This is a genomic window from Arthrobacter tumbae, from assembly GCF_016907495.1.
GTDB classification, from domain to species: Bacteria; Actinomycetota; Actinomycetes; order Actinomycetales; family Micrococcaceae; genus Arthrobacter_D; species Arthrobacter_D tumbae.
This window is the reverse complement of record NZ_JAFBCC010000001.1, coordinates 692,944-714,221: the sequence shown is the minus strand read 5'-3', so window position 1 is coordinate 714,221 and position 21,278 is coordinate 692,944. Positions and strand designations below refer to the sequence as shown.

The window sequence follows — 21,278 nt, the reverse complement described above, 5'->3', positions numbered from 1 at the left end:
CTACCGGCCTCTCTTGTTATGGCGTTCCAGTTTGGCAACCAGCTGCGTCAGCGGAAGGGTGATGACCAGGTACATCAGCGCAGCGAGCACGAGCGGCGTGGGGTTGGCCTGAGAGGACGTCAGGTCACGCGCAAAGGTGGTGAGCTCGCGGTCACCGAGGGCCATGCCCGCGATGAACAGCAGCGAGGTGTCCTTGATCAGGATGACCAGCTCGTTGGTCAGCGGCGGCGTGATGATGCGGAACGCCTGCGGAAGGACCACCGACACCATAGTCCACGAGGGACGCATGCCCAGCGAGCGGGCGGCCTCCACCTGGCCTTTGGGTACGGCTTCGATGCCGGCGCGGATGGTCTCGGCGATGTAGGCCGAGGCGACCAGAATGAGCGCAATCAAGCCGGCGCCGGCGCTTCCGCCGGGCGGGCGCCACTGGAAGGCGATCGGGACGGCGAAGGCGAATCCGAAAATCACCAGCAGCGCGGGCAGGCCGCGAAACAGTTCAATGTAGGCGGTCGCCAGCCAGCGGTAGGGGCCGACGGGGGAGAGTTTCATCAGCGCCAGGATGAGCCCGCCGATCATGCCTCCGACAAAGGCGATGGCTGTGTAGAGGATAGTGTTTTTCGCCGCGATGGTGATGATCTCCGGGAACGCCTCAGCGGCGACCTCGAGATCGAAGAAGCTCGTGCGGATCGCTTCCCAGTCGGCCAGCAGAACAACGACGGCGACGGCGATGACGAAGATGGCATAAAGGACACCCCGGAAGAGCCGCTTACGGGTGGTGGGTTTCACGTGTTTGACCTATCTGTCCGGAGGTGAACACGGCTGCGGCAGTTCCAGAATCTGGAACTGCCGCATATCCGTGGAAAGGTTACTGCTCCTCGAAGTAGGTGTTGTAGATCTCGTCATACGTGCCGCTGTCACGCAGTTCGCCGAGCTGGCTGTTCACAGCTTCGACAAGTGCCTCGCTTCCCTCCTTGGGGAACGCGAACCCGTACTGCTCGTCGGTCTCGAACTCCGCCGCGATTGTGTATTCGCCTTCCTGGGTGTGATTCAGGTTGACCGGCAAGTCCTGGAGGATCGCGGCAACGTTGCCGGCCTGCAGTGCCGCATAGAGCTCGGCGTCACTCGGGAAGGCTACTACCTCGGTGTCCGCGGGAACATTGTCGCGCGCGTACTGTTCGCCCGTTGTGCCCTGCTGGACGCCCACGGATTCACCGGCGAGGTCTTCAAGAGTGGCGACGTCAGAGTCAGCTGGAACCAGCAGCGACTGCAGGGAGTCGTAGTACGGGTCGGCGAAGGTCAGGTTCTCTTCCCGTTCAGGAGTGATGGTCACGGCGCTGGCGCCGACATCGCACTGCCCTGCGGCAAGCACGGCACCGGACTGCAGGCCGTCGAAGCCGACATCCTGCACAGTGAACTCAAGGTCAAGCCCGGTGGCGATTTCACGCATCAGGTCCATATCAAACCCGACATACTCACCGTTCTCCTCGTATTCGAACGGCTCGTAGGGAATGTCGGAGCAGACGGTCAGGGTGCCGGGGGAGACGAGGTTCAGTTCGGAGCCGCCTGCTGCCTCGCCGCCCTCTCCGGACTCGGTTCCGCCGCCACATGCGGTCAGTGCCAGCGTGCCAACTGCCATAACAGCAAGTGACTTTGAAATCTTGGAGAACATGCAGTACCTCAGCTTTGAACGGGAGTAAAGAAACGTCATGGACGATTCTAGCTGTATAGAGATGTGCATCACAGGCTACAGGCATTGCCTATTGGTAACCAACAGTCAGAATGAATCTGATTCAGGATCGTAGTGGTGCCCGCAGCCCCAGCGCCTCGATCATCGGCCGGAACTTGCTCCACGTTTCCGCCAGTTCCGCGACCGGCTGGGACGCCTCGACGATTCCGCACCCGGCGTACATCCGGACTCGGGTGGGAGTCTCGACGACGGCACCGCGCAGGGCGATACCCCATTCACCGTTTCCTGTCGCATCCATCCATCCCACCGGGCCGGCGTAGGGGCCACGCTCAAGGTGCTCCAGCTCGCGGATCAGCTCGCCGGCCACCGTGGTCGGTGTCCCGCACACGGCGGCAGTGGGATGGAGCGCCTCCACCAGAGCCAACGACGACGGCACGTTGCCCTCGGTGTCCACGGCCAGTTCTGCGCTGACATCCGATGCCAGGTGCCACACGTTGGGAAGTTCAAGGACAAACGGCTCGCTGTGCGATGTCATGGTCCGGGTGAACGGTTCCAGCTGCCGGGTGAGGGAGTCGATCGCGATCTCATGCTCGTGCTGCTGCTTCTCGGAACCCGCCAGGACGCGCTTCGCGTATCCGCTGTCACCGGCGGGCTCAGTTGAGCGGTCAAGGGTTCCCGCCAGTACCCGGGCACGGGCGGTCTGGTCCTCGACCTTGATGAGCATTTCCGGCGTGGAGCCGATGAGCCCGTCCACCGAGTACGTCCAGCAATCGGAATACCGGACAGCGAGTTCACGGAGCACCTGCGACGTCGAGATGGGCGATCCGAGTTCTGCGACGACATCGCGGGCGAGCACGAGCTTGCTCAGCTCACCTTCCCTGATGTGCGCGACTCCGCGGCTGACGGCCGTCATCCACTGCTCTTCGGTGAGGATTCCCGGGGCAAGCCGGTCGCCCGGACAGGGCTCGCGTTCGGGCTCCACCTCGTCGAGGTAGGCGGCGAGTTCCGCTTCGGCGGCGGAGGCACTCAACTCTGCGCCGTCGTCGTCCGTGATGTAGGTGATCCAGCTCTTGCCTTCGCGGCTGCCGACAAGAATGCGCGGCACTATCAGGCGCGACAGATGACGGGACGTCTTCGAAAAGGCAAACGAGCCGAATGCCACTAACCCGCTGCCCGGCTGGGCGAGGGGGTCCACGACATCAGCCGCCGCAACAACCTCGCGCCACCACGCCTGTGCGTCCGCGAAGCGGCCGGGACCGTGCGTGGTGAAGCGCGCCGTCTCCCCAAAGGCCACGATGCCGCCGCCGCGCCGGATCCAGGTGTGAACATCGCTCCGCACAACGAAGTCCAGGAGGCCGGTATCGAGCTGAAGGTCGCCCCGCTCAAAGGTGATGCTGCGAAGTGCCGGCGCCTGATTCAGCGGCGTCGCCACTGCGGCAGGGGACGGATTGCTCATGATGATCTAGCGTACTCCCGAGCGGCAGCCCGCCCGTCCCTGGTGCGGATTGGGGGTGCCCTGCAATGTTTGAGACAATGAGGGAGTGAATCGAGCATCGCTGGATAAGCGTCCCGACGAAGTTGCCGCCATGTTTGACGACGTGGCGCCCAAGTATGACGTCGTCAATGACGTGCTGTCGCTGGGGCAAACCCACCGCTGGCGGCGGATTGTCGTTGACGCCGTGAACGCGGAGGCCGGGGACCGGGTGCTGGACCTCGCAGCCGGAACGGGCACCTCGAGCGAGCCCTACGCGGACGCCGGGGTGAACGTCATCGCGTGTGATTTCTCACTCGGAATGCTGCGTGTGGGCAAGCGCCGCCGGCCGGATATCGACTTCATCGCCGGAGACGCCACCGACCTTCCCTTCGCGGACAACTCCTTTGACGCCTCCACCATTTCCTTCGGCCTGCGCAATGTAGACCGGCCCACCAGGGCGCTCGAGGAGATGCTCCGCGTCACCAAACCTGGCGGACGGCTGGTCATTGCCGAGTTCTCCCAGCCCGTCATTCCACTGTGGCGCACCCTGTACACGGAGTATCTGATGCGGGCGCTTCCGGCAATCGCCACCAAGGTCAGCTCCAACCCCGCCGCCTATGTCTACCTCGCCGAGTCCATCCGCGCCTGGCCCAACCAGGACGAGCTCGCGGGCTGGATCACGCAGAGCGGCTGGGGATCGGTCGCGTACCGCAATCTCAACGGCGGCATCGTCGCTGTGCACCGCGCCACCAAACCGGAAGACACCATCACGACGACGGCGGCCGGCTCCCAGACGCGCGGCCGGCGCCGCAGCAGCAGGGCTGCCAACTAGGTGTCAGTCCTCATCATCGGTGCGGGGCCTGCCGGGTCCACAGCCGCCTATTACCTGGCCGCCGCAGGGATCGAAACGACGGTTGTCGAGAAGACGTTCTTCCCCCGGGAGAAAGTGTGCGGTGACGGTTTCACGCCGCGCGCCGTCCGGGAGATCCAGCTGCTTGGGTTGCCGCATGGCGAGGAACTCGGTTGGCGGCGGAACAAGGGTCTGCGGCTGCTGGCCGGAGGCCGTACGGTGGAGCTTCCCTGGCCCGAGCTGTCCGACTTCCCCTCCTATGGGCTGGTACGCACACGCCTCGGCTTCGATGAGCAGCTCGCCTCGCACGCCCGGTCCGCCGGTGCGCAGATTCTTGAGGGCCATTCCGTCACCGAAGCGGTGCGGGATGGATCCGGGCGGGTGACCGGCGTCGTCGTCAATGTTCTGGGGCCCAACGGTCGCCGGACCGGCGAGCAGAAGACACTGAGCGCCGACGTTGTGCTGGCTGCGGACGGTAACTCGACGCGGACTGCGGTGAGCCTTGGCATGGCCAAGCGGGATGACCGGCCGCTGGGCGTGGCAGTGCGTACCTACTTCACGAGTCCCCGGCATGAGGATCCGTGGATGGAGGGCTGGCTGGAGCTGCCGGACGCCTCCGGGAAGCCGCTGCCCGGTTACGGCTGGGTATTCGGTGTGGGCGACGGCACCTCGAACGTGGGTCTGGGGATTTTGAACTCCTCGGCGTCGTTCGGGAAGCTTGACTACAAGCAGGTATTGCGTGACTGGACCGCCGGGATGCCCGCAGGGTGGGGGTTCACCGAGGAGAACCAGGTCGGTGAGATCCGTGGTGCGGCGTTGCCGATGGGCTTCAACCGCACTCCGCACTATTCACCCGGACTGTTGCTGCTGGGGGACGCCGGGGGCATGGTGTCGCCGTTCAATGGTGAGGGCATCTCCTATGCGATGGAGTCGGCGCGGTATGCGGCCGAGTTCATCGAGCGGTCGCTCACCGCTTCGCCAGGGTCCGGACGGGACACCGTGCTTGCCGGCTACGCGCCCTACGTCCGGGACCAGTGGGGGAGCCACTTCACCCTGGGGCGGATCTTCGCGGGGCTCATCGGTAAACCGGCCATCCTTCGCCTTGCGCTGCGCACGGGCATGCCCATCCCCGTGCTGATGCGGTTTGTTGTGCGCATGCTGGCCAATCTCACCGACTCCTCGCCGAAGGGCTTTGAGGATCGGCTGATCCATGTGCTCGAGAAGCTGGTGCCGGCGACCAGCAACCAGTAGGTAACCCGAAACCCCTTGGGAACTTTTGCGCACCTCCGGTGGGTTCCATCGCCTGGAATCCACTAGACCTGTACAAAACTCCCCGGTTTGGGGTCCTCCAACTCGCTGCGCTCGCATCGGGTCCCTCGCCCGATAGGCTTAGACCCATGACGGATTCCCCCCACACCAGCTGGACCCGCGCTGGCCACCCGCGGCCGCTCATCGACGAGCTGGACCCGAGCACCGGTGTGATCGCTACCGGGATGCACCTGCCGGCGGGTTTCGCCCTGATCGCTGAGGACCCGGAGCTTGGTCCTGCGGTGTCGACATGCCTGGCCAAGGTCGAGAAGCAGTTGCGCGAAGCGATCTCCAGTTCCGACCCGCTGGCCGATGCCACCTCCCGTCACCTGGTCGAAGCCGGCGGCAAGCGAATCCGTCCGCTGCTGACCATCCTCGCCTCCCATCTGGGGGACGCACGCAAGGCGGAGGTGGTGGTTGCCGCCGTCGTCGTCGAACTGACTCATCTGGCAACGCTCTATCACGACGACGTCATGGACTCCGCGCCCTACCGCCGCGGTGCCCCCACGGCCCACGAAGTGTGGGGCAACTCCGTGGCCATCCTGACCGGGGACCTGATTTTCGCGCGGGCGTCGATCCTGGTCTCGGAATTGGGATCCCGTGCGCTGGGTATTCAGGCGCGCACCTTTGAGCGGCTGTGCCTGGGCCAGCTGCATGAGACGGTCGGCCCACGGGACGGCGAGGATCCGGTAGAACACTATCTGTCGGTCATTGCGGACAAAACCGGTTCGCTGGTCGCCGCGTCCGGGCAGCTGGGCGCAATCTTCGCGGATGCGCCGGCGTCCGCCGTGGACGTCATGGTGTCCTACGGCGAGAAGGTCGGAGTGGCGTTCCAGCTGGCTGACGACGTCATCGATGTCACTGGGCTGAAGGACAAATCAGGCAAGTCCCCGGGCACTGATCTGCGCGAGGGCGTGCCGACGCTGCCCGTGCTGCTGCTGCGGCAGGCGGCAGCGTCCGGTGACGATTCCGCGCAGCGCGTGCTAGAGCTGGTCGACGGCGATCTGAGGTCCGATGAAGCCCTGGCTGAAGCTGTGTCCGCTCTTCGCGAGCACTCCGCCACCCAGCAGGCCTGGACGGTCGCGAAGCAGTGGGCGGAAGACGCCGTGACCGCGCTCGACCCGTTGCCTGACAGCATGGTCAAGACCGCCCTGGCGAGCTTTGCGCAGGCGGTCGTCAGCCGCGACGTCTGACTCGCGGGTATTGCCGGCGCGGGAGCACAATCCTGCAACTTCTGGCCGTTTTCTCCGAGTACAGCGGAGCGCGCCCGCCTGTTCACTGAAGCGTCGGGGAAGCAGCCAACAAGAACCTGCAGAATTGTGCACATGGTTCACGCCCTGTGCGGCCGACGTTGGCGCAATGCCAACCGGATCTCGTCCAGCATCGCTTGCTGCTCGAACATGACGTCCTCATAGCCGTAGCGGAGAATGAGGTAGCCGTTGAGGAGGGTCGAGTTGTTGCGGCGGTGGTCTCGTCGAAGTGCCTTGCGGTCTGAGTGGAATGCTGCTCCGTCGATCTCCACGACGAGGAAGCCATCAAGCAGGAAGTCCACTCGTCCGACCCCTTCGATGCGCGCCTGAGTCTCCACATGAAACCCAGCCCCGACGAACAGCAGTCTGGCGACCACTTCGATGGGTGATTCTGCGCATCCGGTCACTTGTTGAAGCGCAGTACGTGCCCTTCCGTTTCGGTCTCCAGCCAGGTGATTGAAGAGGAATGACAGGGCAATCTCGCCTCGTCTGACGGCGCTTTCGACCATCACGACGGCTTCTGGCAGCGGCCTGCAGCGGAGCGCGTGTAAAAGCACGTCACCCAAACCCGCCAACGGAAGGTTGGGATGAGGCGGCGCGCTAAGTGATCTGTGATTCACATGGACGCCGCTGGCTCCATCAGGACACCGTAGATGCAGCGGCCCTGTCGAATCCAGGCACCAGAGGCCGAAGTGGCCGGCCGCCGAAACGCAGGTGAGGCGCCCGTTGTGACCTACTGCCGTCAGGAAATCCGAAGGCGCATCGGGCACGGCCAATACTCCCCGTCTTACCTTCAGGATCGCCCCTGAACTGACGGCGTGATCGATAGCACGTCGGCTGACACCACGTTCGCGGAGCGTTCGAACCGGCGCGACACCGCCGACTCGGCGCAATTGTGCAACTGGGTCCATCCGGTCAGTTCAGACCGCTTGAGTGGCCGTCGAGCTTCCGAGTGCCCCTATGTGGACAGAATGAGCTGCACCCGGGGGCATGTGGAGGAATGGTGACCGAACACAATCCTGCAGCTTCTCTCAGTTGGACCCGTCCAAATCCGCAGATTCTCGGGGTGCAACGGCGTAGCAGCCCACGGATCGCGCCGGAAAGTGCCGGATTGTGCGCGGAGGCGCAGGATCTAGAGGCCCAACGCGGCCCGGAGTTCGCCTGCCTTGCGGGCCCGGATGGCGGGGTCCACGATGGGGCGCTTCGGCGTGAAGTAGAAGCCGTCGTCGTGCCAGCGGGGGAGCACGTGCTGGTGATAGTGCCAGACGTGCTGGCTCCCGGCCGGCTCATTATGCTGGCGGGTCGAGACGCCGTCAGGGTTCCACGCGCGCTTGATGGCAATCGCCATGTCGCGGGTGACAGTCATGATGCGGCCGGCGACGTCGTCGGGCAGTTCATACAGCAGCTCATAGTGGGCGCGCGGTGTCACCAGGACGTGCCCGGGATTCGGCTCGAAGCCGTGGGAAGCGATGAACGCCAGCACCAGGTCATCCGAGTAGATCAGGTCGCCGGGCCTGCAGAGATTGGTCGGGAACCGGAATTCACCCGACGCCAGATCGCAGAACGGGCACTCGTACCCCGCGGGAGCGTGCGTGGTCCAGGTCATTCTGCCTCGTCGTCGAACACCCAGTCGAACATGTCGAGCATGAACTCGCTGAACGTTCCTTCCTCATTTTTCCAGGAAGCACGGGCGTTGTTGCGCCGCCAGACGATCGGATCCGGAACGGTCAGCTGGTCTGCCTTGATACCCCAGACAAACTTCTCATCCACGTCCTCCATGAAGAGCAGGAAGCCGTCCTCGATCTCCAGCTCATCCGGATCCCACACATAGTGGAACGCTTCCATGAGGTCTTCGGAGGCACCGACCGCGAGGTAGAACTCGTGCACGGCCATTGGAAGTGGAAAATCCTGACCTTCGCGCAGCTCTGCCAGCTCAGTTTCGGAGAGGCCGTCTTCCGGCTCCCACGGTTCCTCGAAATAGGCGGGTACGAGGGCGCGGAATTTATCCAGGAACAGCTCGGTCACAGTGGCTCCACGTGGTGTCAGGGGGATGACCTCATCCTATCCCGTGGCCGGGGGGTCGTTGCGACGTGCGTCCTGGGCCGCGAGGGGCGCATGCCAGCCCGATCGCCAGGCCATCACCCGGAGCGTGAACACCAGCACAGCGACGACGATGCCCGTCACCACGTTGAACAGCTCCAGCTCCGCCAGCGCAACAGTCAGCGTTGCACCGAGGAAGGCGGGAAGTGCATACAGGTCACCCGTGAACAGCTGCGGCACCTCGTTCGCGACGACGTCGCGCAGCAGCCCTCCGCCGACGGCGGTTGTCACGCCCAACAGCACTGCCGCGACGGGATTGAGGCCCTCGTTGATTGCCTTGAGCGCACCGACAATGCAGAACAGCGCCAGCCCTCCGGCATCGAAGAGCACCAGCGGTCGGCTCGCCTTCTCAATCCCGGAATACAGGAAGTACACCAGAACAGTAGCGAGCAGCGGCGGCACCAGGTAGAGGGGGTTGGAAAACGCAACGGGCTCGACGTCGATGATCAGGTCGCGTGCCACGCCTCCTCCCAGCGAGGCGAGGGATGCCAGCAGCAGCGAGCCGATCAGATCGAACCCCTTGCGCGCCGCCAACAGTGATCCGGACATGGCGAAGAAGAAAACGCCGAACAGGTCAAGGATCAGCGGCGCGTTCATGAGGTCTCTGCGTTACGGGACACAACTGTCAATAGTCGCAGGCGGGTGCTTCAATGGCCAACATGCAGACGCCGAAACACCCCGTCCTGATCGCCTGTTCACACGGCACCAGCAGCTCTGAGGGGCAGGCTGCCGTCAATCAGCTGCGGGATGAGATGCGGGCCCTGCGCCCGGAGCTGGACATCCGGGAAGCCTATGTCGACGTCCAGGAACCTGACCTTCCCGAGGTGGTGGCGTCGCTGCCGGACGGCCCGGCCGTCATCGTGCCGCTGCTGTTGTCAGTGGGCTATCACGTGAAGGTGGACATCGCCGAAGCGGTGCGGAGCCGCCCCAACACGTTCGCCGCCGCTCCGCTGGGCCCTGACCCGCGGCTTGCGGAGCTGCTGCAGCAGCGGCTGGAGGAAGCGCGCGTGCTGCCGGGTGCCGCCGTCGTGCTTGCTGCGGCGGGTTCTTCGGACGCCTGCGCGGCTGTGGACGTCGAGGAACTGGCCGCGCAACTCGGTGAGCTGCGGCCCGGGCGGATCGTGGTCGGGTACGGGGCAAGCGCGAGCCCATCCGTTCCGGAAGCGGTTGCAGAGGCGCAGGAGGACGGCGCCGCTCCGGCGGTCGCGTCCTATCTCCTGGCTCCCGGCTACTTCCATGATCAGCTCGCCAAGGCCGAGGGCGCCGTGGTGAGTGCGCCGCTGCTTCCGTCGAGGGCGCTCGCTGAGATTGCGCTTGCCCGGTACGACGACGCCGCAAGCCGCCTTCAGGCTCCTGACCCCGCCAGGGATTGTGGCCGGGCCTGCAGACCCCTCGTCAAGGCGTGCGCCAGACCCTGAGCCGCGCAAAATCCGACGGCGCGCCAGTCCTGTCAAGACCCTGTCGGCATTGTGACGCGTTGTGTCCTCACGTGAACGGGTGTTGCCGGACCTTTGAAGGGCTTCCGAGGCCAGTCCTACTGTCTTTACATGACGAGTTCACTCGCGACCGATGCAGCCCCTGACGCCGGGCGAAAGCCGCGCGCACCCCGGCCGGCGGCCAAGCCGCACGGCCAGTGGAAGGTTGACGGCACCACGCCCCTGAATCCCAATGAAATCTGGAAGCAGGAGGACAACGGGCTCAACGTCCGTGAGCGGATCGAGCAGATTTACGCGAAAAACGGCTTCGATTCAATCGATGGCACGGACCTGCATGGGCGCTTCCGCTGGTGGGGCCTCTACACGCAGCGCAGGCAGGGTATCGACGGCGGCAAAACAGCTACGCTCGAACCGCACGAACTCGAAGACAAGTACTTCATGCTCCGCGTGCGCATCGACGGCGGCGCGCTCACCACCCACCAGCTGCGGGTGATCGGCGGCATCTCCACCGAGTTCGCCCGCGACTCTGCAGACCTCACGGACCGCCAGAACATCCAGCTGCACTGGATCCGCGTCGAGGACGTCCCGGAGATCTGGAACCGCCTTGAGACCGTCGGTCTCTCCACAACCGAGGCCTGCGGCGACGTTCCCCGCGTGATCCTCGGTTCTCCCGTGGCGGGCATCGTGAAGGACGAGATCCTCGACCCCACCCCGCTGATCCGCGAACTGAGCGAACGGTTCATCGGAGACCCCGAACTGGCGAACCTCCCGCGCAAGTACAAGACCGCGATCACCGGCCACCCCAGCCAGGACGTGGTGCATGAGATCAACGACTTCGCACTGGTCGGCGTGGTGCACCCCGAGCTCGGCGCCGGCTACGACCTCTGGGTGGGCGGCGGGCTCTCCACCAACCCGCGGCTTGCCGAGCGGCTAGGCGTCTTCGTCACGCCCGAGGTCGCCGCCGAGGTCTGGCTTGGCGTGACCAGCATCTTCCGCGACTACGGCTACCGCCGCATGCGCACCAAAGCCCGCCTGAAATTCCTCCTCAACGACTGGGGCACCGAGAAATTCCGCCAGGTCCTCCAGGACGAGTACCTCGGCTTCGAGCTCCCCGACGGTCCCGCAGCACCCAAGCCTGATACGCCGGGGGACCACATCGGCGTCCACGAGCAGAAGGACGGCAAGTTCTTCATCGGCGTCTCGCCGACAGTTGGCCGGGTCTCCGGAACCACCCTGACCTCACTTGCCGACACCCTCGAGGCACACGGCTCCACCCGGCTGCGCACCACGCCGCATCAGAAGCTCGTGATCCTCGACGTCGAGAAGGACCGGGTGGAGCCGCTCATCTCGAAACTTGACGCGCTGGGCCTCTCCGCCCGGCCGTCCCTGTTTCGCCGCTCCACCATCGCGTGCACGGGCATTGAGTTCTGCAAGCTCGCCATCGTGGAAACCAAGGTCACCGCCGCCACAGCCATCGCGGAACTCGAGCGCCGCCTCGCGGACCTCGTTGACAGCGGAACCCTCACCCAGCCTATTGCGCTGAACATCAACGGCTGCCCCAACTCCTGCGCCCGCATCCAGACCGCGGACATCGGCCTCAAGGGCATGATGCTACCCACGCCCGACGGCGACCCTACGCCCGGTTTCCAGGTGCACCTCGGCGGCGGGCTGGCCTCCGTTGACCGTGGCGAGGCAGGCCTCGGCCGCACCATCCGCGGTCTGAAAGTCACCGTCGAGAACCTGCCCGACTACGTCGAGCGCGTGGTCCGCCGCTATGTCGATGGCCGCCAGGAGAACGAGACCTTCGCCCAGTGGGCGCACCGTGTTGAGGAAGGAGTGCTGCAGTGACCCCGTCATCTGAGAGCGTTGCCGTTGAAACCGCTACGCAGTTCCGCCGCCCGGAAGCCGAGCTGAAGGCGCTCGCCGCCACGGGTGCCGAGGAGCTTGGCTGGGACTCCTCCGCCGGCGAGGTCATCGCCTGGGTAGCACGCAACTTCGACCTGTCCCAGGCCGCTGTCGCCTGTTCCATGGCCGACGCCGTTCTTCCGCACCTGGTGTCGCAGCAGTTCCCCGGCGTAGACGTGCTGTTCCTTGAAACCGGCTACCACTTCACCGAAACGCACATCACCCGGAACGAAGTCGCCGACCAGCTCAACGTCACGATCGTCGACGTTCTGCCCGAGCAGACCGTTGCCGAGCAGGACGCCGCCTATGGCAAGGACCTGTTCAACCGGGACCCCGCTCAGTGCTGCGCGCTCCGGAAGATGGGCCCCCTCAAGAAGGCTCTCGCCGGCTACGAGGTGTGGTTCACCGGCGTCCGCCGCGACGAGGCCCCCACCCGGACCAATACGCCGCTGGTCACCTGGGACCACGTCCACAACCTGGTCAAGATCAACCCGCTCGCCGCCTGGACGTTCGACGAGCTCCTCGACTACGCGGGCGAACACCAGGTTCCCGTGAACATGCTCCTGTCCAATGGCTACCCCTCAATCGGCTGCAAGCCGTGTACACGCCCGGTAGCCCCAGGAGAAGACCCGAGAGCCGGCCGCTGGGCCGGCCTAGCGAAGACAGAGTGCGGAATCCACCAATGAGCTCATCAACGAACACGTTCCTCGCCAGCGGTGCCGGCTCCGCCCCCACCCCTTCGCCGCGCGGCCGATCTTCGATCGACCCGGCACGCGGCTCCGATAGGCCCGATGCCACTCCCTGGGCGGCATCAGCGGTTCCGGCTCAGCAGGCAAGTCCCCTCAGCGCGGAATCGTCTTCCCAAGACCGCATCGGTGGAGCCACGCACCGCTTGAGCTCATTGGATGCGTTGGAGTCCGAAGCGATCCACATTATTCGGGAAGTTGTCGCCGAGTTTGAGCGGCCCGCTTTGCTGTTTTCCGGCGGCAAGGACTCCGTGGTCATGCTGCACCTCGCTACGAAGGCGTTCTGGCCCGGCAAGGTTCCGTTCCCGGTGCTGCACGTCGACACCGGCCACAACTTTCCCGAGGTTCTGGAGTTCCGGGACCGGACGGTGGAGCGGCTCGGAATAAGGCTGGTTGTTGGGTCGGTTCAGGAGTACATCGACCGCGGCGAACTGAGCGACCGCGCCGACGGGACACGCAACCCGCTGCAGACCGTTCCGCTGCTCGACACCATCAACGCGAACAAGTTCGACGCCGTCTTCGGCGGCGGAAGACGCGATGAGGACAAGGCCCGCGCCAAAGAGCGGATCCTGAGCCTGCGTGACGAGTTCGGCCAATGGGACCCGCGCAACCAGCGGCCGGAGTTGTGGAACCTGTACAACGGGCGGCACACCGTCGGTCAGCACGTCCGGGCGTTCCCCATCAGCAACTGGACCGAGCTTGATGTCTGGCGCTACATCGAGCGCGAGAACATCGAGCTGCCGGGCCTGTACTACGCCCACGAGCGCGAGGTCTTCAGCCGCGATGGCATGTGGCGCGCAGTGGGGGAGGTCTCGCAGCCCACCGAGCGGGAGACGGTGGAAACGCGCACGGTCCGCTACCGCACGGTCGGTGACATGTCCTGCACCGGCGCCGTCGAATCAGATGCGGCGGACGTGTCGGCAGTAGTCCGCGAAGTCGCCCTCAGCACACTCACCGAACGCGGCGCCACCCGCGCGGACGACCGGATCTCGGAAGCCGCCATGGAAGACCGCAAGAAAGACGGATACTTCTGATGAGCACAGCAGTCGAAACCGCACTCGAACACTCCACCCTGTTCCGTTTTGCCACCGCAGGCTCCGTCGACGACGGCAAATCCACCCTGGTGGGCCGCCTCCTGCATGACAGCAAGTCAGTCCTTGCAGACCAGCTCGACGCCGTTGCCCGCACCTCCGCCGAACGCGGTTTCGGTGGGGAGCGCGGGGGACTGGACCTTGCCCTCCTGACAGACGGTCTGCGGGCCGAGCGTGAGCAGGGCATTACGATCGACGTCGCCTACCGCTACTTCGCCACGGCCAATCGCACCTTCATCCTCGCGGACACCCCGGGGCATGTGCAGTACACGAAGAACACGGTGACGGGCGCTTCCACGGCCGACGCCGTCGTCGTACTCATTGACGCCCGCAAAGGCGTGCTGGAACAGACCCGCCGTCACCTCGCGGTGGCGCGGCTGCTGCGCGTGGCGCACATCATCGTCGCGGTGAACAAGATCGACCTCGTGAACTACAGCGAGACCGTATTCCGCGACGTCGAGTCCCAGCTCAAGCAGGCCGCCCGCGAACTGAAGGTCGATGAACCGGCGATCATCCCGGTATCCGCCCTCGAGGGTGACAATGTGGTGGACCGCTCGGAGAAGACCCCCTGGTACGGCGGCCCGTCGCTGCTGGAGACCCTTGAGCAGCTGCCGGCGCTCGCCGACCTCGAGACCGACCTCGAAGCCTTCCGCTTCCCTGTGCAGACCGTCATCCGGCCGCAGGGTGCGGTGGCTCCCGGGCTCGACGCTGACACGTACCGGGACTACCGCGGCTACGCCGGCCAGGTCGCGGCCGGGTCCATCCGCGTGGGTGACACCGTTACGGTGCAGCCGTCAGGGCGTACGACGACGGTCACCGGCATCGACTTCGCCGGTCAGGAACTGGAGGAAGCGTTCGCTCCACAATCAGTGGTGCTGCGGCTCGCCGACGACATCGACATCGCCCGCGGCGACCTCCTCGCGGAAGCCGGTCCGGCTGGTTCAAACGCCCAGCTCCCGCAACCCACCCAGGACCTCTACGCCGCCCTGTGTTGGCTGTCGCCGAAGCCGCTGAAGGAGGGCTCACGGCTCCTCATCAAGCACGGCAGCAAAACGGTACAGGGACTGGTTCGCCAGGTCATCAACAAACTGGACCTGTCGACGTTTGCCGATCAACCGGCGTCGGGCCTTGAGCTCAATGACATCGGGACCGTCCACATCCGGCTCGCGTCAGCGCTGCCGGTGGACAACTACGTGAACTTCCGCCGTACCGGAGCTTTCCTGGTCATAGATCCCTCCGACGGCAACACTCTGGCCGCAGGTTTGGTGGAATCCGACCACCTGGAACTGTCGGCCCGCGAGGACGAGCGTTATGACATCTAGCAAGCCCGGTTCGCCATGAACGGCGTACCGACTGTGGAGATCGCCAACCTGACCAAGAATTTCGGGAGCACCCCGGTTTTCGAAGGGCTTAACCTGTCGATTTCCCAGGGCGAGTTCGTGTGCCTGGTCGGCGGATCAGGTTCGGGCAAGTCGACTCTGCTGAACATCGTCGCCGGGCTCGACTCTGCCGACGGCGGTACCGTCCTGGCGCCGCCCGCGGCAGTCATGTTCCAGGAGTCCGCGCTGCTGCCGTGGCTCAGCGCGTCCGGCAATATCTCGCTCGCACTGAAGTTCGCGGGTGTGCCGCGGCAGGATCGTCAGCAGCGGACGCAGGAGCTCCTGACCATCGTCCGGCTACCCGATGCCGGCAAAAGGTTGGTGCACCAGCTCTCGGGCGGAATGCAGCAGCGGGTTGCGCTGGCGCGCGCCCTCGCCCAGAACCGCAGTCTCCTCCTCATGGACGAGCCGTTCAGCGCGCTTGACTCCATCACGCGGGATTTCCTTCACGACGAGTTGGAGGACATCTGGCGTGCCACCGGACGGACCATCGTCCTGGTGACCCACAACGTGCGCGAAGCCATCAGGCTGGGCCAGCGCGTCATTCTTCTGGCCTCGGACCAAGGCTCCATCGCCGGGGAATGGCAGGTCTCGGACACTCAGCGCCATGACGCCGTCGCCGGAGCGGCGCTGGCGGAGACGATCAGGACTGTCCTCCACCGGGAGGTGCACGGTCTTGCCGCAGTTAGCTGAATCCAGACGGTCCGCGCAGTCCGTTCCGACCGTTTCGAAAGCACGACGGCCGCGTGGTTTCCTGCTGGTTCTGGCACCCATCGCCACCCTGGTTGTGGTCCTCGGCCTCTGGGCTGCTGCCTCATCGATCAGCGGCGGAACCGGACCGGCTGACCTCTTCGCCGCGCTGGGAAGGCTGTGGGCATCCGGTGAGGTCATACAGGGCGTCGCCACCAGCCTGAGCCGCGGCGTACCGGGGTTCCTCCTGTCCGTGCTCGTCGGTACTGTGCTGGCACTGGTGCTGTCCTCCTCGACGTGGCTTCGCGCCGCCGTCGCGCCTTACATGACCTTCCTGCTCACGCTGCCGACCGTGGCCTGGGTTCCGCTGGCCATCCTCTTCTTCGGCGTCACCGACGCCACGGTGTACTTCGTGGTGCTCACCGGCGCGGTTCCGGCCATCGTCAACGGACTGCTCGCCGGCGTGGATCAGATCCAGCCGCTGCACCGAAAGGTGGGGCGGGTACTCGGCGCGCGAACCTGGGACACCGCACTGCACATCGTGCTGCCTGCGGCCCTCCCTGCCTACATTTCCGGTCTCCGGCAGGGCTGGGCTTTTTCCTGGCGGGCCCTGATGGCCGCCGAAATCATTGCCGGCGGCCAGCAACTGGGTCTCGGCCTTGGCACGCTGCTGCAGCGCGGACGCGAGCTCGACGACGTCGGCGGGGTCATGGCAACCATCCTCCTGATCCTCGTGGTGGGCGTCGTGATCGAGGTGCTGGTCTTCGGTCCGCTCGAACGCCGTCTCCTGCGCCGCCGCGGCCTGCTGACCGGAGGTTCCCGATGACCTATCCCCTCGGACTGCAATTGCGCGGCCGCCGCGTGCTCGTGGTGGGCGGCGGCCCTGTGGCTGCCCGCCGCCTGCAGGCACTGCTCGACGACGGCGCACGGGTCACGGTCGTTGCCCCCTTCGCCTGTGAAGACATCACCGACGCGGCTGCCGCCGGTCGGGTGGACTGGCAGCAGCGCGAATACCGCACCGCCGACCTCGACGGCGCGTGGCTGGTCCTCGCCCACTCCGGTTCCGCCGAGGCGCAGGACCGGATTGCCGCCGAGGCCGACGCGCTGCGCATCTGGTGCGTCAAGGGCGGCGACTCCGCGGCTTCCGCAGCGTGGGTTCCCGCCGTCGCACGCATCGATGACGTAACCGTGGCCGTCAATACCGACGGCGACCCCAAGCGCGCGGCGGCCCTGCGCGACGGCGTTGCTGCCGCCCTCGAATCCGGTGAGCTGCCGCTGCGGCGATACCGCCGGGCTTCGGAAAACGCGATGGGTTCGGTGGCGCTGGTGGGAGGCGGACCGGCCGATGCCGGCCTCATCACCACCCGCGGCAGGCGCCTCCTGGCGCAGGCCGACGTCGTTGTGGCCGACCGGCTTGGACCGCGCTCGCTGCTGACCGGACTTTCTGCGGACGTCCAGGTGATCGAGGTGGGCAAGCTTCCCGGCCATCACCCCGTGCCGCAGGATGAAATCAACCGGATCCTCGTGGAGCAGGCGCTGCTGGGCAACCGCGTTGTGCGGCTGAAGGGCGGCGACCCGTATGTCCTGGGACGCGGTGGGGAAGAGGAAGCTTACTGCCGCGATCACGGCGTGCCCGTCGAGGTGGTTCCAGGTGTCACGTCCGCCATCTCGGTGCCCGCCGCCGCCGGCATTCCCGTCACGCATCGGGGAGTGGCGAAGGGGTTCAGCGTCATCACAGGCCATGAGGACATCCGGCAGCAGACGGGCCTCATCCCGCTGGGAAGCGACCACACGCTGATCCTCCTGATGGGAGTCTCGCTGCTGCGGTCCTCCGCCTCATCGCTCATCACCGGCGGCCGGGCGGCGTCCACGCCCGTCGCGATCATCGAGAGCGGGTGGATGGAGTCGCAGCGCGTGACCACCGGCACCCTCGAGACCATCGCAGACCTCGCTGAAGCGCGTGGCGTGGAGTCTCCCGCCGTGATTGTGGTGGGGAACGTCGTCGCGCTTTCACCTCATTGGCAGCCCACCTAGCCGCTCCTGCACAACACCTACACACCACATCACAGCAAAGGAACACAGCCGTGTCGCAACCTGCAACCTTCTCCTCCGGTGTCTCCCGTCCGCTCCGCGTCGCCGTCATCGGATCCGGTCCGGCCGGCGTCTATGCTGCCGATATCCTCACGAAGTCAGCGCCGGTCGCTTCAGGCGAGCTGACGGTCAGCATCGACCTCTACGACCGCTACCCGGCGCCGTACGGCCTGATCCGCTACGGGGTTGCGCCCGACCACCCGCGCATCAAGGGCATCGTCAATGCCCTGCACAAGGTCCTGGACCGCGGTGACATCCGCTTCTTCGGGAACGTCGAGTACGGCACGGACCTCACGCTGGAGGACCTGCGCACCCATTACGACGCCGTCATCTTCGCCACCGGCGCGATCAAGGACGCGGATCTCAACATTCCCGGCATCGAGCTCGAGGGCTCCTTCGGCGGAGCGGACTTCGTCTCCTGGTACGACGGCCACCCGGACGTTCCCCGCGAGTGGCCGCTCGAAGCCACCGAGATCGCAGTCCTCGGCAACGGGAACGTGGCGCTCGACGTGGCGCGCGTACTCTCCAAGCACGCCGAGGACCTTCTGGTCACCGAGATCCCGGACAATGTCTACGCGGGTCTGAAGAACTCTCCCGTGACGGACGTCCACGTGTTCGGCCGCCGCGGCCCGGCGCAGGTGAAGTTCACCCCGCTGGAGCTTCGGGAACTCTCGCACTCCCGCGATGTGGACATCGTGCTCTATCCCGAGGACTTCGAGTTCGATGCCGAGTCCGACCGCCAGATCCAGACCAACAACCAGATCAAGACCATGGTCGGCACGCTGACCAACTGGATCGCCGAACAGCCCGACGATCCGGCCGGCTTCACTGCCTCACGGCGCCTCCACCTGCACTTCCTCCACAACCCCGTGGAGATCCTGGGTGAGGACGGCTCGGTCACCGGCATCAAGTTCGAACGCACCGCACTCGACGGAACCGGCAACGCCGTGGGCACCGGAGAATTTATCGACTACCCGGTCCAGGCCGTCTACCGCGCTGTGGGCTACTTCGGCTCAGCGCTGCCGGAGGTGGAATTCGATCACCGCCGCGGTGTCATCCCGAACGACGGCGGCCGCGTGCTGGATGCTTCAGGCGCCCATGTGCCGGGCGTGTACGCGACCGGTTGGATCAAGCGCGGGCCGGTCGGCCTCATCGGACACACCAAGGGTGATGCCCTCGAGACCGTCACCTACCTGCTGGAGGACCTTGAGAGCCTTCCGGCGGCCGCAGCTCCGGCGGATGACGCCGTCGTCGAGCTTCTGAACGGGCGCGGCGTGCAGTTCACCACCTGGGAGGGCTGGCTGGCCCTGGATGCGCACGAACGTGCTCTCGGCGACGCCGCAACCGAGATCGACGGCGTGGTCCGTGAGCGCATCAAGGTCGTGCCCCGCGAAGACATGGTGTCGGTTTCCCGCGGTGTGCTTGTTGATGCGGAGGCCGACGCGTAGCCGCGCCGCAACCGGCGGCTTCCGTGCCATCGGAATGAGGGTGTTGGGTCCGGCTCTATAGAGTTGGCAGTGTCGGAACTGCACCGAGCGTTAGGAGCACCAGCCACCATGGACAACGTTCTGTCCTATCTGACGTTCAATACCCGGCAGTTCCACGAGATGTCGATGCGCTCGCGGGTGCTCCTCAGTCAGGCACCGCTCTCCATTACGACGGCGCTGCTGGCCGCCGGCAGCATCTTCTTTCACCCGATCGTGTGGACGAGCGCCGCGTTCCAGTGGGGGATGGTCCTCAGCGGCGTCATCCTCGTGCTGTGTGCGGTCCTTCCCTGGGACCGGCTGCCTTACGGACTGTTCCTCCTCATCCCCGTTCTCGATTTTGTTCCGATCGCACTCATGCGCTTCGGCTCAGGCACGGAGGTTCTCGGGATCGGGCTGATGGCGGTGTTCCCGGTCCTGTGGCTGTCGGCCTCGGGCCTGTACCCGCGGCTGTGCCTTGCCCTGAGCCTCATCGGCCCGTTTGCGATGATCTGGGCTCCACTTTTCGCCACGGATGCCGGCGTCAGCGTATCCGACCTCACCCAGTCGGCCCTGACACCGACCATCATCTTCGGAATCGCCGTAACGATCCGGGTCATGACGGCCAGCATGATGGACCAGCAAAAAGCCATGGAGGAAAAGGATCACGCACTGCAGCAACTCCTCCAGCGGAGCGCCCAACGGGAGCGGCTGCTCAATGCCACGGTGAACACTGTCGACGTCGGCCTGCTCGCCATCGATGCGGACGGACACGACATCCTGTTCAACCGACGCCAGCGCGAGGTGCACCGGATCGGGCTGCCCGAAGGCATCGATGACGCACCCGAGAGGGACCTCCTGCTGTTCCGGCCCGACGGCGTCACGCCCATCCCGGCGGAGGAGCGTCCCGCCCACCGGGCGGTTGCGGGGGAGACCTTCTCCGATTACCTCATCCGAATCGGCAAGGGCGAGGACCAGCGCGTCCTGTCTGCCTCTGCCCGCGTGATGCTGGACGAGGGCGGGAACCGTGAGGGCGCCGTCGTCGCCTTCAACGATGTCACCGAGCTCGTCAATGCGCTGAACGCAAAGGAGGAGTTCGTGGCGATGGTCTCCCACGAACTGCGCACTCCGCTGACGGTGATCGTCGGTTATCTGGAGATGATGCTCGACGACGAACCACCGAAGGAGATTGTGACCGGCCTCAATGTCATCGGCCGCAACGTCACGCGTCTTCGCAGGCTCGTGGACGATCTACTGACCGCAGCCTCCGGGCCGCCGGAAGTCTCCCCGGTAAGCGCGGACCTCGCCGACATCGCGCGGGAATCAGTGGATGCCATCACTGCGCGCGGCAAGGAAGCCGGCGTCGACATTGTTGATGAGGTTCCGGCGGGAACCATCGCCCGGTGTGATCCTGCCCGGATCGGCCAGGTACTGGACAACCTCTTATCCAACGCGGTCAAGTATTCGCCGGCGGGCGGGACGGTCACGGTGCGTGCGCAGAAGATGCCCGGCTCCGTGGTCTGCGAGGTGGAGGATCAGGGCATGGGCATGAGCCCGGAAGACAGCGGCGAGGTGTTCTCCAAGTTCTTCCGGACCTCGACCGTGCGGCAGGCGGCAATCCCCGGTGTGGGACTGGGCCTGGCCATTGTCCGCTCGATCGTCGAGGAACACGGCGGCCGGATCCATTGCCGCAGCGAACTGGGCAGTGGCACCACTTTCACGTTCGAGCTGCCGGACAACCCGCACACCACTGAATCCGACGCCAGGGTGTCAGCGAGCGAAGTTCACCCGTAGCCTGCCTATCCAGA

At 65.4% G+C, this 21,278-nt stretch carries 20 protein-coding genes; 13 read left to right on the top strand and 7 right to left on the bottom strand.

What is annotated here, in order from left to right; translation table 11 throughout:
- The 3 genes from JOD47_RS03425 to JOD47_RS03415 form a co-directional block, all read right to left on the bottom strand.
- Complete coding sequence (locus JOD47_RS03425) at positions 1-786, bottom strand: amino acid ABC transporter permease (RefSeq protein WP_204531952.1); 786 nt, start codon at positions 784-786, stop codon at positions 1-3.
- A 79-nt stretch (positions 787-865) separates the two neighbouring features.
- The gene (locus JOD47_RS03420; RefSeq protein WP_239547991.1) at positions 866-1,636 is read right to left on the bottom strand and encodes a transporter substrate-binding domain-containing protein; all 771 of its coding nucleotides are present in this window, start codon (positions 1,634-1,636) and stop codon (positions 866-868) included.
- A gap of 154 nt (positions 1,637-1,790) precedes the next feature.
- The gene (locus JOD47_RS03415; RefSeq protein WP_204531948.1) at positions 1,791-3,143 is read right to left on the bottom strand and encodes an isochorismate synthase; all 1,353 of its coding nucleotides are present in this window, start codon (positions 3,141-3,143) and stop codon (positions 1,791-1,793) included.
- An 85-nt stretch (positions 3,144-3,228) separates the two neighbouring features.
- On the opposite strand from JOD47_RS03415, the gene JOD47_RS03410 reads away from it, so the two are divergent.
- The 3 genes from JOD47_RS03410 (at position 3,229) to JOD47_RS03400 (ending at position 6,512) form a co-directional block, all read left to right on the top strand.
- Complete coding sequence (locus JOD47_RS03410; RefSeq protein ID WP_204531947.1) at positions 3,229-3,993, top strand: demethylmenaquinone methyltransferase; 765 nt, start codon at positions 3,229-3,231, stop codon at positions 3,991-3,993.
- Positions 3,994-5,262 carry a geranylgeranyl reductase family protein gene (locus tag JOD47_RS03405; protein WP_204531946.1) on the top strand — a complete coding sequence of 423 codons (1,269 nt, stop codon included), beginning with the start codon at positions 3,994-3,996 and terminating at the stop codon, positions 5,260-5,262. It abuts the gene before it with no gap.
- Between the two features lie 146 nt (positions 5,263-5,408).
- Positions 5,409-6,512 carry a polyprenyl synthetase family protein gene (locus JOD47_RS03400; RefSeq protein WP_204531945.1) on the top strand — a complete coding sequence of 368 codons (1,104 nt, stop codon included), beginning with the start codon at positions 5,409-5,411 and terminating at the stop codon, positions 6,510-6,512.
- A 137-nt stretch (positions 6,513-6,649) separates the two neighbouring features.
- On the opposite strand, the gene JOD47_RS17935 is transcribed toward JOD47_RS03400, so the two are convergent.
- From JOD47_RS17935 to JOD47_RS03380, 4 genes are all read right to left on the bottom strand, one after another.
- Positions 6,650-7,480: a type IV toxin-antitoxin system AbiEi family antitoxin domain-containing protein gene (locus JOD47_RS17935; protein WP_204531943.1), complete on the bottom strand. Its 831-nt coding sequence runs from the start codon at positions 7,478-7,480 to the stop codon at positions 6,650-6,652.
- A 221-nt stretch (positions 7,481-7,701) separates the two neighbouring features.
- Positions 7,702-8,175, bottom strand: a complete 474-nt coding sequence (locus JOD47_RS03390) for an HIT family protein (protein ID WP_204531942.1) — start codon at positions 8,173-8,175, stop codon at positions 7,702-7,704.
- A complete protein-coding gene (locus tag JOD47_RS03385) occupies positions 8,172-8,594 on the bottom strand; it encodes a hypothetical protein (RefSeq protein WP_204531941.1) in 423 nt (140 codons plus the stop codon). The genes JOD47_RS03390 and JOD47_RS03385 overlap by 4 nt, the downstream gene beginning before the upstream one ends.
- 36 nt (positions 8,595-8,630) lie before the next feature.
- Complete coding sequence (locus JOD47_RS03380; protein WP_204531940.1) at positions 8,631-9,266, bottom strand: trimeric intracellular cation channel family protein; 636 nt, start codon at positions 9,264-9,266, stop codon at positions 8,631-8,633.
- Between the two features lie 53 nt (positions 9,267-9,319).
- On the opposite strand from JOD47_RS03380, the gene JOD47_RS03375 reads away from it, so the two are divergent.
- From JOD47_RS03375 to JOD47_RS03330, 10 genes are all read left to right on the top strand, one after another.
- Positions 9,320-10,087: a sirohydrochlorin chelatase gene (locus JOD47_RS03375; protein ID WP_372432785.1), complete on the top strand. Its 768-nt coding sequence runs from the start codon at positions 9,320-9,322 to the stop codon at positions 10,085-10,087.
- A gap of 129 nt (positions 10,088-10,216) precedes the next feature.
- Positions 10,217-11,953 carry a nitrite/sulfite reductase gene (locus JOD47_RS03370; RefSeq protein WP_204531939.1) on the top strand — a complete coding sequence of 579 codons (1,737 nt, stop codon included), beginning with the start codon at positions 10,217-10,219 and terminating at the stop codon, positions 11,951-11,953.
- On the top strand, positions 11,950-12,696 hold the full coding sequence (locus tag JOD47_RS03365) for a phosphoadenylyl-sulfate reductase (protein WP_204531938.1): 747 nt from the start codon (positions 11,950-11,952) through the stop codon (positions 12,694-12,696). Before JOD47_RS03370 ends, JOD47_RS03365 begins: the two co-directional genes overlap by 4 nt.
- Positions 12,693-13,790: a sulfate adenylyltransferase subunit CysD gene (cysD, locus tag JOD47_RS03360; protein WP_239547990.1), complete on the top strand. Its 1,098-nt coding sequence runs from the start codon at positions 12,693-12,695 to the stop codon at positions 13,788-13,790. The genes JOD47_RS03365 and cysD overlap by 4 nt, the downstream gene beginning before the upstream one ends.
- On the top strand, positions 13,790-15,169 hold the full coding sequence (locus JOD47_RS03355) for a sulfate adenylyltransferase subunit 1 (RefSeq protein ID WP_204531937.1): 1,380 nt from the start codon (positions 13,790-13,792) through the stop codon (positions 15,167-15,169). Before cysD ends, JOD47_RS03355 begins: the two co-directional genes overlap by 1 nt.
- 15 nt (positions 15,170-15,184) lie before the next feature.
- Complete coding sequence (locus JOD47_RS03350) at positions 15,185-15,919, top strand: ABC transporter ATP-binding protein (RefSeq protein WP_204531936.1); 735 nt, start codon at positions 15,185-15,187, stop codon at positions 15,917-15,919.
- Positions 15,903-16,742, top strand: a complete 840-nt coding sequence (locus tag JOD47_RS03345; RefSeq protein WP_239547989.1) for an ABC transporter permease — start codon at positions 15,903-15,905, stop codon at positions 16,740-16,742. Before JOD47_RS03350 ends, JOD47_RS03345 begins: the two co-directional genes overlap by 17 nt.
- The gene (gene cobA, locus JOD47_RS03340) at positions 16,739-17,950 is read left to right on the top strand and encodes a uroporphyrinogen-III C-methyltransferase (protein ID WP_204531933.1); all 1,212 of its coding nucleotides are present in this window, start codon (positions 16,739-16,741) and stop codon (positions 17,948-17,950) included. The genes JOD47_RS03345 and cobA overlap by 4 nt, the downstream gene beginning before the upstream one ends.
- Before the next feature lie 50 nt (positions 17,951-18,000).
- A complete protein-coding gene (locus JOD47_RS03335) occupies positions 18,001-19,455 on the top strand; it encodes an FAD-dependent oxidoreductase (protein WP_204531932.1) in 1,455 nt (484 codons plus the stop codon).
- A gap of 108 nt (positions 19,456-19,563) precedes the next feature.
- Positions 19,564-21,264, top strand: a complete 1,701-nt coding sequence (locus JOD47_RS03330; protein ID WP_204531931.1) for a sensor histidine kinase — start codon at positions 19,564-19,566, stop codon at positions 21,262-21,264.
- The last annotated feature ends 14 nt before the right edge of the window (positions 21,265-21,278 follow it).